This window comes from Sphingomonas panacisoli (genome assembly GCF_007859635.1).
GTDB classification, from domain to species: domain Bacteria; phylum Pseudomonadota; class Alphaproteobacteria; order Sphingomonadales; family Sphingomonadaceae; genus Sphingomonas; species Sphingomonas panacisoli.
The window spans coordinates 3,349,818-3,365,261 of sequence record NZ_CP042306.1; the positions used below are offsets into that span (position 1 = coordinate 3,349,818).

Sequence of the window (15,444 nt, forward strand, 5' to 3'; positions counted from 1 at the left end):
ACGATGCCCTAGAACCAATTTGTCGCAGAATTGTGCCGCTCGCGTTCCGATCTAGTTCACGCGGTCGAAGTGCAGCATCCATTGCACCGGATCGACCGAGGTCAATCGCACGCGCAGTTTGTCGCCAGGCGTGACGTTCTTGGCATCGACTCGCGCCACCACCGGCAGATCGGTGAGCTGCATCCGCGCGCCGCGCTCGTCGAGGTCCGTAACGACCGCGGGGAAGATGTCGCCGACCTGTTCGCGGAGCAGCACCGTCTCCGCCAGATCGACCACCGCGCGTTCGACGCGCCCGGCCAGCGCGTCGGCCTTGGCCATGACCTGGGGCAATTTGACGAAGGCGTCGGTGACGGCGGGCGGTACCGGCTGGCCGTTGGCGATCGCCAGCGTCGCCATCACGACATAGCGGTCGGCCAGCCGCCGGAGCGGCGCGGTGGCGTGCGCGTAGGTCGCCGCCATCGCTGAATGCCACGGCACGACGCCCTCTTGGTAAGGAACGTACGACGCGCCCCGCCCGGCGCGGCGGATCGCGAGCATGAAGGCGGCTTGCTTGGGATCGGCGGGGTCGAGCGTCCGTTCGAACTGTTCGAGCGCCACCGACGACGCCCAGTTCAGCCCGAACGCCGCCGCCGTGTGCCGCAGCCGCCGGATCGCGCCGGCGTCGGGTTCCGCCATGACCCTGAACAGGCCGGTATGGTGCGCCAGCAGCGCGTCGGCGATCGCCATGTTCGCGGCGAGCGACAGCGCGGCGTTGGCTTGCTCGGCGGGCGAATAGGGCCGGAACGCCAGGCTGTACCCGCCACCATCGACCGGATCGACTTCCTGCTGCGGCGGATCGACCCGCGCCGCGCCGCGCGCGTCCTCGGCGGCGGCGATGCGCCGTGACAGTTCGTCGAACCCGTCGGGCAATTGGTCTGCCGTCGCGGTCTCGTAGGCGAGCTTGGCCTGGCTGCGGATCACCGCGCGCTCGGTGCCGTCCAGCTTGACCGCGCCGTCGGGGGCGATGCGGACGGTGAAGATCACCGCCGGGCGCGGCCCATCCGGCAACAGGCTTGCCGCGCCTTGGCTCAGCACCGGTGGATAGAGTGGCGCCTTGCCGTCCGGCAGGTACAGCGTTTCGCCGCGCGTCCAGGCTTCGGTGTCGAGCGGCCCGCCATCATCGACGAACCAGACGACATCGGCGATGGCGTAGTGGAGCAAAAGGTCGCCGCCCGCCGCCTCGATCGCGAACGCCTGGTCGAGGTCGGTCGCGCCTGCCGGGTCGAGGGTGACGAAGCGCATCGCGGTGCGATCGGCATGCGCGGTCGGCGCACGCCCCGCGGCCGCGTTCGCCGCGGCGAGCACGGCGGCCGGAAACGCGTCGGGCACTTTGAACTGCACACGGATCGCCGCCAGCCCGCGGCCCAGCGCATTGTCGGGATCGGCCATTGCCTTCATCGCGCCCGCTATAGAGTCCGTGGTCTTGCTGTCGAGCGGTGGTAAGGCGGTGACGATGCGGCGTGCCTTGTTTCTGGTCGGGATGATGGGGAGCGGCGCGGCGTACGCGCAAACCGCGCCGGCGGACGACATCGTGATCCTCGGCCGCGGACTCGATCTGCCGCCCGGCACCCCGGCCTACGGCACCACCGTGATCGATCGCGATCGGTTGACCAACGATGCGTCGGGGCGAGTCGAGGATGTGTTGAGCGACGTCGCCGGGTTCCAGCAATTTCGCCGCGCCGACAGCCGATCCGCCAATCCTTCGGCGCAGGGGGCGACGTTACGCGCACTCGGCGGCAATGCGTCGAGCCGGACATTGGTCTTGCTGGACGGCGTGCCGATCGCCGATCCGTTCTTCGGCTATATCCCCTTCAATGCGATCGTCCCTGACCGGCTGGCGGCGATCCGCGTGACGCGTGGCGGCGGATCGGGGCCGTTCGGCGCTGGCGCGGTGGCCGGGACGATCGAGCTGGTGAGCGCCGACCGCAGCGACTTGCCGCCGATCGCCGGCGAAGCGTTCTACGGCAGCCGCGATGCGCAAACCGTATCGGCCAGCGTCTCACCGACGCTCGGCCGCGGGTTCGCCAGTCTGTCGGGCCGGTTCGAGCGCGGCGACGGATTCATGACAACGCCGGCCGACCAGCGTGTCGCGGCGAGCGTGCCGGCGCGGTATCGCGATTGGTCGGCGAATGCGCGCGCGGCGATCCCGATCGGCGGCGAGGCCGAACTGCAGGTCCGCGGGCTGGCGTTCGGCGACAATCGCACGCTCCGGTTTCGCGGCGCCGATTCGAGTTCGGAGGGGGAGGATGCCAGCATCCGCCTAGTGTCGCGCGGGGGGTGGCAGGTCGATGCGCTCGTCTATCTCCAGGCGCGCAACTTCACCAACAAGGTGATCAGCGCGACGACGTTTCGCGTGACGCTCGACCAGCGCAACACGCCCTCGACCGGGATCGGCGGCAAGATCGAACTCCGCCCGCCAATCGGCGGCGGGCATGTGCTGCGCGTCGGTGGCGACGCGCGGCTGGCGGACGGCGAATTGTTCGAGGATGCCTATAGCGCTGCCGGTCTCGTCACCGCGCGGCGCAATGCCGGGGGACGCTCGACCGTGGCGGGTCTGTTCGTCGAGGATGACTGGACGATCGGGCGGCTGGTGCTGACCGGCGGGGCGCGGATCGATCGTTGGTCGATCACCGACGGGTTTTTCCGCGAGCGCGACGCCAACGGCGCGCCGACCGTGGCCAACGCCTTCGCCGACCGCAGCGGCACCGAAGCGACCGGGCGGGGCGGATTGTTGCTTCACGCCACGCGCTGGGCCGATCTGCGCGCGGCGGCCTATACGGGCTTCCGCCTGCCGACGCTCAACGAACTGTACCGCCCGTTCGTCGTCTTTCCGATCACGACTCAGGCCAACGCCGCTTTGTCGCCCGAACGGCTGCGTGGGATCGAGGGCGGGGTCGACCTGCGGCCCGCGACGGGCGTCCAGTTGAGCCTGACCGGCTTCTACAACCGGCTCGACGATGCGATCGCCAACGTCACGCTCACCCCGACGCTCCGCCGTCGCGCCAACGTCCGGGCGATCGTCGCGACGGGGATCGAGGCGAGTCTCGCGTGGCGGCGCGGGCCGTTTTCGCTGACCGCCTCCTACGCCTATAGCCATAGTCAGGTCCGCGCACCCGGCACCGCGCTCGACGGCCTCGCCCCGGCGCAAAGCCCGCGCCACGCCGCCAGCGCGACTGCGGCATGGTCGCCCAAGTCGGGCGCGCTGCTCTCGTTGACCGCGCGCTATGTCGGCGATCAGTATGAGGACGATCTCCAGACCAATGTTCTCCCCGCCGCGACGACGGTCGATGCGGTCGCGAGGGTGCCGGTCGGCCGGCGCGTGTCGGTGATCGTCCGCGCCGAAAACCTGTTCGACGCGGCGGTGGTGACGCGCAACCAGGCGGGGTCGATCGATCTGGGGACGCCGCGCACGTTATGGGTCGGGCTGCGTATCGCCGGATGACCGGAAAGCGGGTATAGAACGCGCATGGCCGAATTCTTCGATCGGATGACCGACCAGCACATCGCGTTCGTCGAACGCCAGCCGGTCTTTTTCGTCGCCACCGCCGCGGCCGACGCGCGGATCAACCTCAGCCCCAAGGGGATGGACTGTTTCCGCGTCCTCTCGCCCGATCGCGTCGCGTATCTCGACGTCGCGGGGTCGGGCAACGAGACCAACGCGCACCTGCTCGCCGACGGGCGCATCACGATCATGTTCTGCGCGTTCGACAATCCGGCGCTGATCTTCCGTCTCTACGGCCGCGGCGTCGCCGTCCTGCCGCAGGATCCCGAATGGGCCGATCTCGCCGCGCACTTCACGTTGCTGCCCGGCACCCGGCAGATCTTTGTCATCGATATCGATCAAGTCCAGACCAGCTGCGGCTGGGGCGTGCCGCACATGGTGTTCGACCGTGAGCGCGAGACGCTGAGCAAATATCATCGCCAGCACGGTGAAGAGGCGCGCTTCGCCAAATACGCCGTGCGCACGCAGAGCATCGACGGCCTGCCCGTGCGCAACCCGACACGAGCACCGCAGCAGCAACAGCAATGAGCCTCGTTGAATTGGGCCGCTACAACCGCAACGAGGCGATGATCATCGTCGGGCGGCTCGACAGCGAAGGGATCGACGCCATTACGTTCGACGGCAACGCCTCGATCGCCGATGGCAGCTATTTCCTCATCCCGGTGCGCGTGATGGTGGACGACGAGGATCTGGCGCGGGCGCGGAACTTGCTCGATCTGCCCATCAAATAAGCTGCCCAACAAATAGGCAGATGTTCGCACCTGCACAAATTTTAACGCGACTGTAACATTTCCTTACACGATAGTGCTTGAAATAGCGTGACTTCGACTCTGGCACGCCCCTTGCGACGCAACATTTTGCGATAATCGAAAGGGGGCGCGATGAAGCTCGTCATTGCCATTATCAAACCGTTCAAGCTCGACGAGGTGCGCGAAGCGCTGTCGGGCGTGGGCGTCGCGGGCATGACCGTGACCGAGGTGAAGGGGTTCGGCCGGCAAAAGGGTCAGACCGAAATCTACCGTGGTGCGGAATACAGCACGAACATGGTGCCGAAGATCAAGATCGAGGTCGTGTGCGGCTCCGACATGGCCGGCGCGGTGGTCGAGGCGATCCAGGCATCGGCCAACACCGGCGCGATCGGCGACGGCAAGATCTTCGTCCTCGATGTCGGGCAAGCGGTGCGCATCCGCACCGGCGAAACCGACGACACCGCGCTTTGAGGGGGCTAGTAATGAAGCAATCGACCAAATTCGCCACGCTCGGCGCGATCGGGGTGGCTGCGCTGTTCGCGGCGCTGCCGGCCTGGGCGCAAACGCCGGCACCGGTGCCGACCGTCAACAAGGGCGATACCGCCTGGATGATGACCTCGACCATCCTCGTCCTGATGATGATCCTGCCGGGCCTCGCTCTGTTCTACGGTGGCCTGACCCGGTCCAAGAACATGCTCGCGACGATGACGCAGATCGGCGCGGTCGCGTGCCTCGCGATGCTGATCTGGGTGATGTACGGTTATACCATGGCGTTCGGCGACGGCGGAGGCGATTTCATCTCCGGCTTCGGCAAGGCGTTCCTGAAGGGCATCACGCCCGATTCGACCGCGGCGACCTTCACCGCCGGGGTCGCGATCCCCGAATATGTCTTCATCTGCTTCCAGATGACTTTCGCCGCGATCACCGTGGCGCTGGTGCTGGGGTCGGTGGTCGAACGCATGAAGTTCTCCGCCGTGATGGTATTCGGCGCGGTGTGGCTGACGATCGTCTATTTCCCGATCGCACACATGGTGTGGGCATCGGGCGGCCTGTTCTTCAAGATGGGCGCGCTCGATTTCGCTGGCGGCACCGTGGTGCACATAAACGCCGGTGTGTCGGCGCTGGTTGCCGCGCTGATCCTCGGCAAGCGCATCGGTTATCCGACCGAACGCATCGTTCCGCACTCGCTGACGATGACCGGGATCGGCACCGGCCTGCTGTGGGTCGGCTGGTTCGGGTTCAACGCCGGCTCGGCGCTGGAGGCCAACGGCTCGGCGGCGCTGGCGATGATCAACACCTTCGTCGCGACGGCCTCGGCGGGCCTGTTTTGGATGCTGGCGGAGCGGCTCAACGGCCATAAAGGATCGGCGCTGGGCTTCTGTTCGGGCATCGTCGCCGGGCTGGTCGCGGTGACTCCGGCGGCGGGCAATTCGGGCCCGTTCGGCGCGATCATCCTAGGCGCGATCGCTTCGGTGGTGTGCTTCTATGCCGTATCGTTCCTGAAACCGAAGCTCGGCTATGACGACGCGCTCGACGCGTTCGGCGTCCACGGCATCGGCGGCATGATCGGCGCGCTGGGCACCGGTATCGTCTTCGCGCCGTCGCTCGGCGGCCCGGGCAAGCCCGATTTCGACATGGCACACCAGCTGTGGGTGCAGTTCAAGACGGTCGGCACGACGATCGTCTGGGCTGCCGTCGGCACTGTCGTCGCGATCTATATCGCCAAGGCGGTCACCGGCCTGCGCGTGTCGCCCGACGTCGAGCGCGAAGGCCTCGACCTCGGCGAACATGGCGAGCGCGCCTACAACTGATCTGAAGAGGTTCCTCCTGCGGAATCACTCGGCCGGGATGGCAACATCCCGGCCGTTTTTTTACGCCGTCAGGTCCGCCCGCACGAAGTCCGCGCACCGCTCGCCGATCATGATCGACGGCGCGTTGGTGTTGCCGCTGACGAGCTTGGGCATGATCGAGGCATCGGCGACGTACAGCCCCTCGACCCCGCGCACGCGCAGCTTCGGGTCGCACACCGCGTCGGCGTCGCTGCCCATTCGCGCCGTCCCGACCGGGTGATAGACGGTGTCGGCGCGCGCCCGGATCAGGCGGTCGAGCGCGTCGTCGTCGTCAAGGTTTATCGGATAGCGATCCTTCGCGCCGTGGCGGTTGAGCGGCGGACTGTTGAGGATGCGGTACATCGCGCGCACCCCGGCCTTCATCACCGTCATGTCGCGGTCGTCGGTCAGGAACTCGGGGTCGATTAGCGGCGCATCGCGCACGTCGGCCGACGCGAGCCGCACCGTGCCGTGGCTTTCGGGGCGCAACACGCACACATGGCAGGAGAAACCGTGCGCCTTCACCGCGGTGCGACCGTGGTCTTCGAGCGGGATCGGGACGAAATGGAACTGGACGTCGGGCGCGGGCGCACCAGGCGTCACGGTCAGGAACCCGCCGGCCTCCGCGAACGGTGAGGTCAGCGCGCCTTCACGCTTGCGCAACCAGCGCAGCAGCTGGCCCAGCATCTGCAGATTGCCGACGAACGACTGGCCGAGGAAATAGCGTCCCGGCACTTCGAACGCCGCGACATAGTCGATGTGATCCTGCAGGTTCGCGCCTACTGCCGCCCGATCGACGATCGGCGCGATACCGTGTTCGGCCAGATGCGCGGCGGGACCGATCCCCGACAGCATCAGCAGTTGCGCGGTGCCGAACACGCCGCCCGCCAGCACGACCTTGGTCGCGCGGATCACACATTTCTCGCGACCGCGCGTGTAGGCAACGCCCGACACCTTGCCGTCCTCGAACAGCACGCGTTCGACGGTCGCGTCGGTGACGATCGTGAAGTTCGAGCGGTCGCGCGCCGGCTCGACATAGCCGCGCGCGGCGGTCCAGCGCTCGCCGCCCGACTGCGTCACCTGATAGAGCCCGACGCCTTCCTGCCGCGCGCCGTTGAAGTCGTCGTTGCGCGGGATCTGCAGGCTCGCGCCGGCTTCGACGAATTCGACGCTGCCGGGATGTGGCGCGACCTGGTCCGACACGCGCAAGGGGCCGTCGGCGCCGTGATATTCGCTCGCGCCGCGCACGTTCGCCTCGGCGCGCTTGAAGACGGGAAGTACGTCGTCATACGACCAGCCGTCGCACCCCATCGCCGCCCAATTGTCGTAATCCCAGGCGGCACCGCGGATGTAGAGCATCGCGTTGATCGCGCTCGATCCGCCCAGCCCCTTGCCGCGCGGTTGATACCCCCGGCGGCCGTTCAGCCCCTTTTGCGGGACCGTTTCATAGGCCCAATTGGTCTTGGGCGTCTGCTTGCCCATGAAGCCGGGGACGCGGGTGATGAGGCCAGTGTTGCGCCCGCCCGCCTCAAGCAATGCTACCGTGTAGCGGCCGCCTTCGCTGAGCCTGCCCGCGGCGGCGGCGCCGCCCGATCCGCCCCCGATGACGACGATGTCGGCTTGTTCCACGCACCCTTCTCCCGCTCGCGCTGCTCCCACAGCTCCTTGATGCTTTCGCTCGTCTCGCGGCTGCCATCGTGGCTCCAGCCGGGCGGCTTGATCATGTAGTTCAGCTTGGCGCGCAGCGTCGGCGCCGCCCATACGTCCTTTGCGATCCCCACCCATTCGTGGAACGCCGCCCAGACCAGGTTGAAGCTGCCCAGATTCTTGACGATGCCGTAGCGCGGCTTTTCTTCGTCGAGTTCGGGGGTGAAGGTGCCGAACATCTTGTCCCACACGATGAACACCCCGGCATAGTTCATGTCGAGATAGCGCGGGTTGGTCGCGTGGTGGACGCGGTGGTGGCTCGGCGTGTTCATCACTGCCTCGAACCAGCGCGGCATGCGGCCGATCACTTCGGTGTGAATCCAGAATTGGTAGATCAAATTGATCCCGCCGACGAACGCCACCATCGGCACCGGAAAGCCGATCAGGAACAGCGGCAGCTTCAGGATGAAGGTCGCGCCGAAGAAGCCGGTCCAGGTCTGCCGCAGCGCGGTCGACAGGTTATAATGCTGGCTCGAATGGTGGATGACGTGCGCGGCCCATGCCCAGCGGATGCGATGCCCGGCGCGATGCACCCAGTAATAGCCGAAATCGTCGAGCACGAAGACGATCAGGAACGCCCACCAGGTATAGCCGATCTCGAACAGCCGGAACTGATAGACCCATAGCGCGATCGCGACGAACATCCCGCCGGTCAGGATACCCGCGATCGTGCTGCCGAGGCCGAGTGCCAGGCTGGTCAGCGTGTCCTTCGATTCGTAGCGGCTGCGATCGCGGAGCCGCGCGACGACGATTTCCGCTAGTACCAGCAGCACGAAGCCGGGCACGGCATAGTCGACGGGACTGAGGTTCGCGAGGTTGCGCAGATCGATCACGAGCGCCTGCTTACACCAGTGTCAGTGGCGCTTCCAGCCCATGAACTTGATCGGCGGTGATCCCGAACAGCACGACCGGCCCGAACAGCCTTTCTCCCGTCTCGACCGTCGCGCCCTCGATCGCCTCGCGCACCCGGAGCGGCGGGACGAGCCGCCGCACCGCGACCTGCGCGCCGTGCCGTTTGAGCACCGCGATCGCACCGCTTCCCGCGACCAACGCCGCGCCGCCGTCGCCCGACACGAGCGCGCGACCGGCCTCGAACCCGACCAATGCTTCTTCCGCGAACCGCCGCGCATCGTCCTCGTTCGCGATCCGACTCTGGCCGAGCTTGAGCATGCGCGCGATCCCCGCCAGCGCGAAAATCGCGACGAGCGAGCCGATCAGCGTGACGATCTGGTCGTGCGTCACGCCTGCGCCGCCAGTTGGTCGAGCAACGGCCGCAACCCGCTGAGGTCATACCCCGCGCCGGCGCCTTTCTCGATCAACGCATCGGGCGCATCGCCCATCCGCGCGCGGGCCAGCGCCCACAGATTGCACGACCGCGTCCCCGATCGGCAGAACGCGAGGACCGGCCCGTCTGCGCTTTCGAGGACATCGACCATTGCGGAGATTTGCGGGTGGCTGAACCCAGCCTGCCCGATCGGGATCGCGGTGTAGGTGAGGCCGGCACCCTCCGCCGCGGTGCGGATCGCATCGCCTGCGGGCTGACCGTCCTGCTCGTCGTCGGGCCGGTTGTTGACCACCGCCACGAACCCCGCCGCCTTGATCGTGGCGATGTCCTCAGGCTGAATCTGCGGCGCGACCGAAATGCTGTCGTCGACCTTGCGAATCATAGTTCCACCTTCTCGAAGTCCTTGAGTGCGTCACGCACAGCCGGGTTGCGGCGATAGAGCTTGCGCAGGCGATCGAGCTCGCGATCGCTGCCGGTGCATTCCTTCTTCGCGCCGGCCTCGATCTGGCGGCGGCGAACGGGATCTTCCGAATATTCGCCGCGCCAATGGTCGCAGCCCTGGCGGCGCTCGATAAAGCGCGTGACGGCGGGCGGCAGCGCGCTCGCCGATGCAGCCAATGCAAACGCGAATACAATCATGCCGCCTCCCGGATCACTTGCAGGAACGCGTCACCATAAGCCTCCAGCTTGCGTTCGCCCACGCCCGAAATCGTGCCGAGCGCCGACAGGCTGCCGGGCTTCATCGCCGCCATGTCGCGCAGCACCGAATCGTGGAAGATGACGTAAGGCGGCACCTTGCCTTCCTGCGCGAGTTCGCGGCGCTTGTCGCGCAACGCCTCGAACAGCGGATCGCCGATCGGATTCGCGCCGCCCCCGGCACTCCCGCGCCGTCGGCGTTCGCGCTTGGGCGGTACGATCAGCGACAGCTCAGCCTCGCCCTTGAGCAGCGCCTTGGCCGCAGGCCCGAACTCCAGCCCACCGAAATCGTTGGCACGCAAGGCGTCCTTGAGCAGCAGTGCGCGCGCGACCGGCTTGATCAGCGCGGCTTCCTCCGCGCCATCCACGATTCCGAATACCGACAGCGCCTCGTGGCCATTCATGAGCGACCGCTCGCTCGACTGGCCGGTCAGGATGCTCTCGATATAGCCGACGCCGAAGCTCTGCCCGGTGCGGAACACCGCCGACAGGAACTTCTGCGCAACCGTCGTGGCATCGGTCGCCGCGGGCGGGTTGAGGCAATTGTCGCAATTGCCGCAATTGTCCGGGGCGTCGTCGCCGAAATGCGCGAGCAGCAGCTTGCGGCGGCATCCGGCGGTTTCAACCAGCGCACCGAGCGCACTCAGCCGCGCGCGTTCGCCCGGCTGGCGCGCGGTCTCGACCTCGTTCATCCGCTGACGCGCCTTGGCGAAATCCTCCGCGCCCCAGAACAGATGCGCCACCGCCGGGTCGCCGTCGCGGCCCGCGCGGCCGGTTTCCTGGTAATAGGCCTCGATCGACTTGGGCAGCCCGGCATGCGCGACGAAGCGGACGTCGGGTTTGTCGATCCCCATCCCGAACGCCACCGTCGCGACGATCACCATGTCTTCGCTGGCGACGAAATCGGCCTGGTTCTTCGCGCGGATCGGCGGTTCGAGACCGGCGTGATAAGCGCGCGTCGGCCGCCCGGTCTTGGCCAGCGCCTCGGCCAATTTCTCGGTCGCCGCGCGCGTCTGGGCATAGACGATCCCCGGCCCCGGCTGTTCAGCGATCAGGTCGGCGATCTGGCGCGTCGTATTGTCCTTCGCGCTTATCGCGTAACGGATGTTGGGGCGGTCGAAACCGGCGACGATCAGGCCGTCCTTGGGGATACCGAGCTGGTCGAGGATATCGGCGCGGGTGTGCGTATCGGCCGTCGCGGTCAGCGCGAGCCGCGGCACGTCGGGAAAGCGATCGAGCAAGGGCCGCAGCAAGCGATAATCGGGGCGGAAATCGTGTCCCCATTCGCTGACGCAATGCGCTTCGTCGATCGCGAAGAGGCTGAGCTTGCCGCGCTCCAGCAGGTCGCGGAAATCCGAACCGGATGCCCGCTCCGGCGCGACATAGAGCAGGTCGAGCTCGCCATCGAGGAACCGCCCGCGCGTCTCCGCCCGGTTCTCGTCGACACTGGTCAGGGTCGCCGCCCGAATCCCGACCGCCTCCGCCGCACGCAACTGGTCGTGCATCAGCGCGATCAGCGGGCTGACGACAACGCACGTCCCCTCCAACATCACCGCCGGCAACTGATAGCATAACGACTTGCCCGCCCCGGTCGGCATCACCGCCAGCGTCCGCTCGCCCGCCAGCACGCGCGACACGACACTTTCCTGCACCCCGCGAAACGCCGGGAAGCCGAAGGTCGAATGGAGCACGGAAACGGGATCGGTCATCGTGGCCGATGTAGCCGTGCCGGACTCAGACTTCCATCAGGTCGCGGCCGATAACGACTTCGCCGGCGAAATTGGTGCGCACCGCGGCCAGCCACATCGCGTCGGTCACTTGCGGGCCGCCGGGGACGAGGTGCGAGAGGACGAGCTTCTTCACGCCCGCGCGTTTGGCGACCAGCCCGACTTCCTCCGCGCTGGTGTGGCTGCGACGGAGATGATCGGCGAGGGTCGGGGCATTTTCGCCTGCCATCCTGGAGATTGCGGGGGCGTAGATCGCTTCGTGGATCAGCAGGTCGGCGCCCTTGGCCAGCGCGACGAGAGTGTCGGAGTAGCGCGTGTCGCCGGAGATCACGATCGAGCGTGCCGGCGTGTCGAAACGATAGGCGAAGGCGGGCTTGATCGTTTCGTGATCGACCAGGCAGCTCGTGACCGACGTCCCGCCGTCGCGCACCACGATGCCGGGGTCCGCGCGCTCGTCGATATGGACCAACGGCGCGAGCGGGATGCGGCCCTCCTCGCGGATGCGACCCGCGATGTCGTAGGCGAACGACGCGAGCTGATCGCGCACGATCTGCGCGATCGGCGGCGGGCCATGGACCGTCACCGGCGTTTTTAGCCCCGAACTCCACGCCAGTTCGATCAGCGTGCCGACATCCGCCATATGGTCGCTGTGATTGTGTGTGACGAAGATCCGCGCGACCGTGTCGAGCGGCACGCGCGCCTTGGCGAGCTGGTTGGCGACGCCGTTGCCGCAATCGACCACCCACGCCTGGCCGTCGATCTCGATCAAGGTCGCGGGCGCGGCGCGACCGGGGCCGGGCGTCGGCCCGCCCTTGGTGCCGAGCAATACGACACGGACGCGTGGGGCCGGCACTGCACCGATCAGCGGTAACGCGGCCAGGCCGCCCAGGATTTGTCTGCGCGTCGCTTGCATGCCGTCACGCTATCGCCGATTGGCGACGCCTGCCAGCGGAGACCGAGCATGCCCGATACCGTGACCGACAATCGCGCCGAACACGAATTCGAACTCGACGTGGACGGCCTGCGCGCGATCGCGGCGTATCAGCTGGAAGGCGACACGATCGTCTTCACGCATACGTTGGTCCCGAAGAAGCTCGAGGGGCGCGGGGTGGGATCGAAGCTGATCCGCGGCGCCCTCGACGCCGCGCGCGACCGCGGGCTCAAGGTCGTCCCGCAATGCCCGTTCGTGAAGGCGTATATCGAGCGGCACAGCGAGTATCGGGATTTGCTCGCCTAGCGCAGATAATTACGTTCGCGCAGGAAGGCGGCAACGGACGACACGAAATCGGGGTCGTCCTTGGCAAAGCGCCGGGAGACTTCGCCCTTGGCCTGGGCGAATTGGCCGAGGCGCGCGGCGTCCGCGAGATACCCGGCGCACGCACCGTGCGCCGAGACGGTATCCTGGGCAAAACAGGCCTTCCGCGCCTTCGCCATATCGGCCACGAACAATCGACGAAACACCGGTTCGGTCGAGATGTCGGTCGCCTTGCCGGCGCGTATCGTCATGATCTGCGGCGGCGCCCAACTGCAGGCGTAGCAGTCGAACTTATAGAGGAGCGCGTTGTCGACGAACTGAAAGTCGGCGACGCCGTCACCCGACGCATCCTTCGGCCAAACCGCACCGTCCCCGTCCCAGATGCCTAGGTCGATCGGTTTGAAACCTCTGTCGCCGCGCAAAGCGACGACGATGTGCATGCAGCAGTGCGCGCCACCCGTCCATGCCTGGACGATCACGCTGGATGGAGCGCCCCGCACCAACGGCCCGATGGCGATGCTGGTCCCGTAATGCGCGATCGTGTCGTCGTTGCTGATGCGAAGTACCGGGGTGCCGGGCGCGGAAATCGTGAAGACCGGTGCCGAATCGCTGTCCTTACCGCTCAGGCTAACGCGTACCGTCACGTCGCCCGACCTGAAGCTGCGCGTACCGCCTTCGGCCTTCCATTCGACGAACTTGGCGGGGGCGATGGTGCGAGGAACGGGCGCCGCACCGATCGCCAGCAACCCTGCCAAACCGATCAGCCACCGCATCGCACTCTCCTATTCCGCCGCCAGCGCCTCTTCGCGTTCGCGCGCCTGGCGTGCCCACATCTCCGCATACAAACCGCGTTTGCGCAACAGTTCGGCGTGCGTGCCGCGCTCGGCGACCTGGCCCGCCTCCAGCACGACGATCTGGTCGGCATGGACCACGGTCGACAGGCGATGCGCGATGACGATCGTCGTGCGGCCGCGCTCGATCGCCTGCAACGTATCAAGGATTTCTCCTTCGGTGCGGCTGTCGAGCGCGCTGGTCGCTTCGTCGAGGATCAGGATCGGCGGGTCCTTGAGCAAGGTGCGCGCGATCGCGACGCGCTGCTTCTCGCCGCCCGACAGCTTGAGCCCGCGCTCGCCGACGCGCGTGTCATACTGGTCGGGCTGTCGCTCGATGAACCCGGCGATCGCAGCACCCTGCGCCGCGCGGACGATCTCTTCCTCGCCAGCGCCCTCGCGACCGTACGCGATGTTGTAGCCGATCGTGTCGTTGAACAGCACGGTGTCCTGCGGGACGATGCCGATCGCGGCGCGCAACGATGCCTGGGTGACCTCCGCGATATCCTGATCGTCGATCGTGATCCGCCCGCCGGTCAGGTCGTAGAAGCGATACATCAGCCGCGCGAGCGTCGACTTGCCCGCGCCCGACGGCCCGACCACCGCCAAAGTCGTCCCCGGCGCGATGTCGAGGTCGATGCCTTTCAGGATCGGCATACCGGGATCATAGCCGAACTGGACGTTCTCGAACCGGACATGTCCCTTGCCGACTTGCAGCGGCTGGGCGTTCGGTGCATCGACTACCTCCGCGCCGGTATCGAGCAGGTCGAACATCGCGCCCATGTCGATCACGCCCTGGCGGATCGTGCGATAGACCATGCCGAGCAGGTCGAGCGGGCGGAACAGCTGCGACAGCAGGGTCGACACGAACACCGCATCGCCCGCCGAAAAGCGCCCCTGGCTCCAGCCCCACACGACGAACGCCATTCCGCCGCCGAGCATCACGTTGGTGATCGCCGCCTGGCCGATGTTGAGCAGCGCCAGGCTGTTCTCGCTCTTGACCGCGGCGTTGGCATAAGCGTGGATCGCGCTATCGTAGCGCCGCGCCTCGCGCTCCTCCGCGCCGAAATATTTGACCGTTTCGAAGTTGAGCAGCGAATCGACCGCATGCGCCACCGCGCCGGTATCGAGGTCGTTCATGCGCGTACGCAACGCATTGCGCCAATCGGTCACCATGCGCGTGAACCAGATGTACAGCGCGACCATCGCGACCGTGGCGGCGACCAGCCACGCGCCGAAATTGACCCAGAAAATGCCGAGCACGAGCCCGAGCTCGAGTACCGTCGGCGCGATGTTGAACAGCATGAAGTACAGCATCGTGTCGATGCTTTTGGTCCCGCGCTCGACCACCTTGGTGACCGCCCCGGTACGGCGTTCGAGGTGGAAGCGCAGCGACAGCCGGTGAAGGTGCCGGAAAACCGTCGCCGCCAGCCGCCGGGTCGCTTCTTGCCCGACCTGCTCGAACACGACGTTACGGAGGTTGTCGAACAAAGTCGTCGACAGCCGCGATGCCGCGTAACCCAGCACCAGCGCGACCACGATCCATACCGCGCCACGATCGCCCCCGGCCATGCGATCGACCGCATATTTGAGCGTGTAGGCCGCGCCGAACACCTGGACGAGCTTCGACAGCAAGACGAAGCCCATCGCGCCGACGATCCGCACCTTCAGCATCGGCGCGTCGGCGGGCCAGAGATAGGGAAGGAACCGCCGGAGCGTCGGGATCAGCGGACGATCCTTGGTCGGCGGGGTGGCAACGGGCGGCATCGGCACCCCATGTAGGTGCGCGCACGCGTTCAGGGAACCGCCAACGCTGTCCATCGGT

The 15,444-nt window shown here is 66.9% G+C and carries 16 protein-coding genes; 6 read left to right on the plus strand and 10 right to left on the minus strand.

Annotated features, from left to right (window positions below; all coding sequences use genetic code 11):
• Window positions 1-51: 51 nt before the first annotated feature.
• Window positions 52-1,437, minus strand: coding sequence for an RNB domain-containing ribonuclease (locus tag FPZ24_RS16695; protein WP_146573918.1), 1,386 nt, complete (start codon window positions 1,435-1,437; stop codon window positions 52-54).
• A 55-nt stretch (window positions 1,438-1,492) separates the two neighbouring features.
• Between FPZ24_RS16695 and FPZ24_RS16700 the strand changes: the two genes are divergently transcribed.
• From FPZ24_RS16700 to FPZ24_RS16720, 5 genes are all read left to right on the plus strand, one after another.
• Window positions 1,493-3,481, plus strand: a complete 1,989-nt coding sequence (locus FPZ24_RS16700; protein ID WP_186728931.1) for a TonB-dependent receptor plug domain-containing protein — start codon at window positions 1,493-1,495, stop codon at window positions 3,479-3,481.
• A gap of 24 nt (window positions 3,482-3,505) precedes the next feature.
• Entirely contained in the window at window positions 3,506-4,069 is a 564-nt protein-coding gene (locus tag FPZ24_RS16705; RefSeq protein ID WP_146573920.1) for a pyridoxamine 5'-phosphate oxidase family protein, read from the plus strand.
• Window positions 4,066-4,272, plus strand: a complete 207-nt coding sequence (locus FPZ24_RS16710; RefSeq protein WP_146573922.1) for a putative signal transducing protein — start codon at window positions 4,066-4,068, stop codon at window positions 4,270-4,272. Before FPZ24_RS16705 ends, FPZ24_RS16710 begins: the two co-directional genes overlap by 4 nt.
• Window positions 4,273-4,422: 150 nt before the next feature.
• On the plus strand, window positions 4,423-4,761 hold the full coding sequence (locus FPZ24_RS16715; protein WP_146573924.1) for a P-II family nitrogen regulator: 339 nt from the start codon (window positions 4,423-4,425) through the stop codon (window positions 4,759-4,761).
• Between the two features lie 11 nt (window positions 4,762-4,772).
• Window positions 4,773-6,101, plus strand: a complete 1,329-nt coding sequence (locus FPZ24_RS16720) for an ammonium transporter (protein ID WP_146573927.1) — start codon at window positions 4,773-4,775, stop codon at window positions 6,099-6,101.
• Window positions 6,102-6,161: 60 nt separating this feature from the next.
• Here the strand turns inward: FPZ24_RS16720 and FPZ24_RS16725 are convergent, their stop codons facing one another.
• From FPZ24_RS16725 to FPZ24_RS16755, 7 genes are read right to left on the minus strand one after another with little or no spacing between them, the layout of a single operon-like run.
• Window positions 6,162-7,748: a GMC family oxidoreductase gene (locus tag FPZ24_RS16725; RefSeq protein WP_146573928.1), complete on the minus strand. Its 1,587-nt coding sequence runs from the start codon at window positions 7,746-7,748 to the stop codon at window positions 6,162-6,164.
• Window positions 7,658-8,659, minus strand: coding sequence for a sterol desaturase family protein (locus FPZ24_RS16730; protein WP_420853372.1), 1,002 nt, complete (start codon window positions 8,657-8,659; stop codon window positions 7,658-7,660). Before FPZ24_RS16730 ends, FPZ24_RS16725 begins: the two co-directional genes overlap by 91 nt.
• Window positions 8,660-8,669: 10 nt before the next feature.
• The gene (locus FPZ24_RS16735; protein WP_240047533.1) at window positions 8,670-9,068 is read right to left on the minus strand and encodes a hypothetical protein; all 399 of its coding nucleotides are present in this window, start codon (window positions 9,066-9,068) and stop codon (window positions 8,670-8,672) included.
• Complete coding sequence (locus tag FPZ24_RS16740) at window positions 9,065-9,493, minus strand: protein tyrosine phosphatase family protein (RefSeq protein WP_146573929.1); 429 nt, start codon at window positions 9,491-9,493, stop codon at window positions 9,065-9,067. The genes FPZ24_RS16735 and FPZ24_RS16740 overlap by 4 nt, the downstream gene beginning before the upstream one ends.
• Complete coding sequence (locus tag FPZ24_RS16745) at window positions 9,490-9,750, minus strand: hypothetical protein (RefSeq protein WP_146573931.1); 261 nt, start codon at window positions 9,748-9,750, stop codon at window positions 9,490-9,492. The genes FPZ24_RS16740 and FPZ24_RS16745 overlap by 4 nt, the downstream gene beginning before the upstream one ends.
• Window positions 9,747-11,516 carry a DNA helicase RecQ gene (recQ, locus tag FPZ24_RS16750; protein WP_146573933.1) on the minus strand — a complete coding sequence of 590 codons (1,770 nt, stop codon included), beginning with the start codon at window positions 11,514-11,516 and terminating at the stop codon, window positions 9,747-9,749. Before recQ ends, FPZ24_RS16745 begins: the two co-directional genes overlap by 4 nt.
• A gap of 25 nt (window positions 11,517-11,541) precedes the next feature.
• Window positions 11,542-12,447: an MBL fold metallo-hydrolase gene (locus FPZ24_RS16755; protein WP_146573935.1), complete on the minus strand. Its 906-nt coding sequence runs from the start codon at window positions 12,445-12,447 to the stop codon at window positions 11,542-11,544.
• A 48-nt stretch (window positions 12,448-12,495) separates the two neighbouring features.
• On the opposite strand from FPZ24_RS16755, the gene FPZ24_RS16760 reads away from it, so the two are divergent.
• On the plus strand, window positions 12,496-12,771 hold the full coding sequence (locus tag FPZ24_RS16760) for a GNAT family N-acetyltransferase (protein ID WP_146573937.1): 276 nt from the start codon (window positions 12,496-12,498) through the stop codon (window positions 12,769-12,771).
• Here FPZ24_RS16760 and FPZ24_RS16765 read toward each other — a convergent pair.
• Window positions 12,768-13,562: a hypothetical protein gene (locus tag FPZ24_RS16765; RefSeq protein ID WP_146573939.1), complete on the minus strand. Its 795-nt coding sequence runs from the start codon at window positions 13,560-13,562 to the stop codon at window positions 12,768-12,770. The genes FPZ24_RS16760 and FPZ24_RS16765 overlap by 4 nt on opposite strands.
• 9 nt (window positions 13,563-13,571) lie before the next feature.
• Entirely contained in the window at window positions 13,572-15,386 is a 1,815-nt protein-coding gene (locus FPZ24_RS16770; RefSeq protein WP_146573940.1) for an ABCB family ABC transporter ATP-binding protein/permease, read from the minus strand.
• Window positions 15,387-15,444 lie beyond the last annotated feature (58 nt).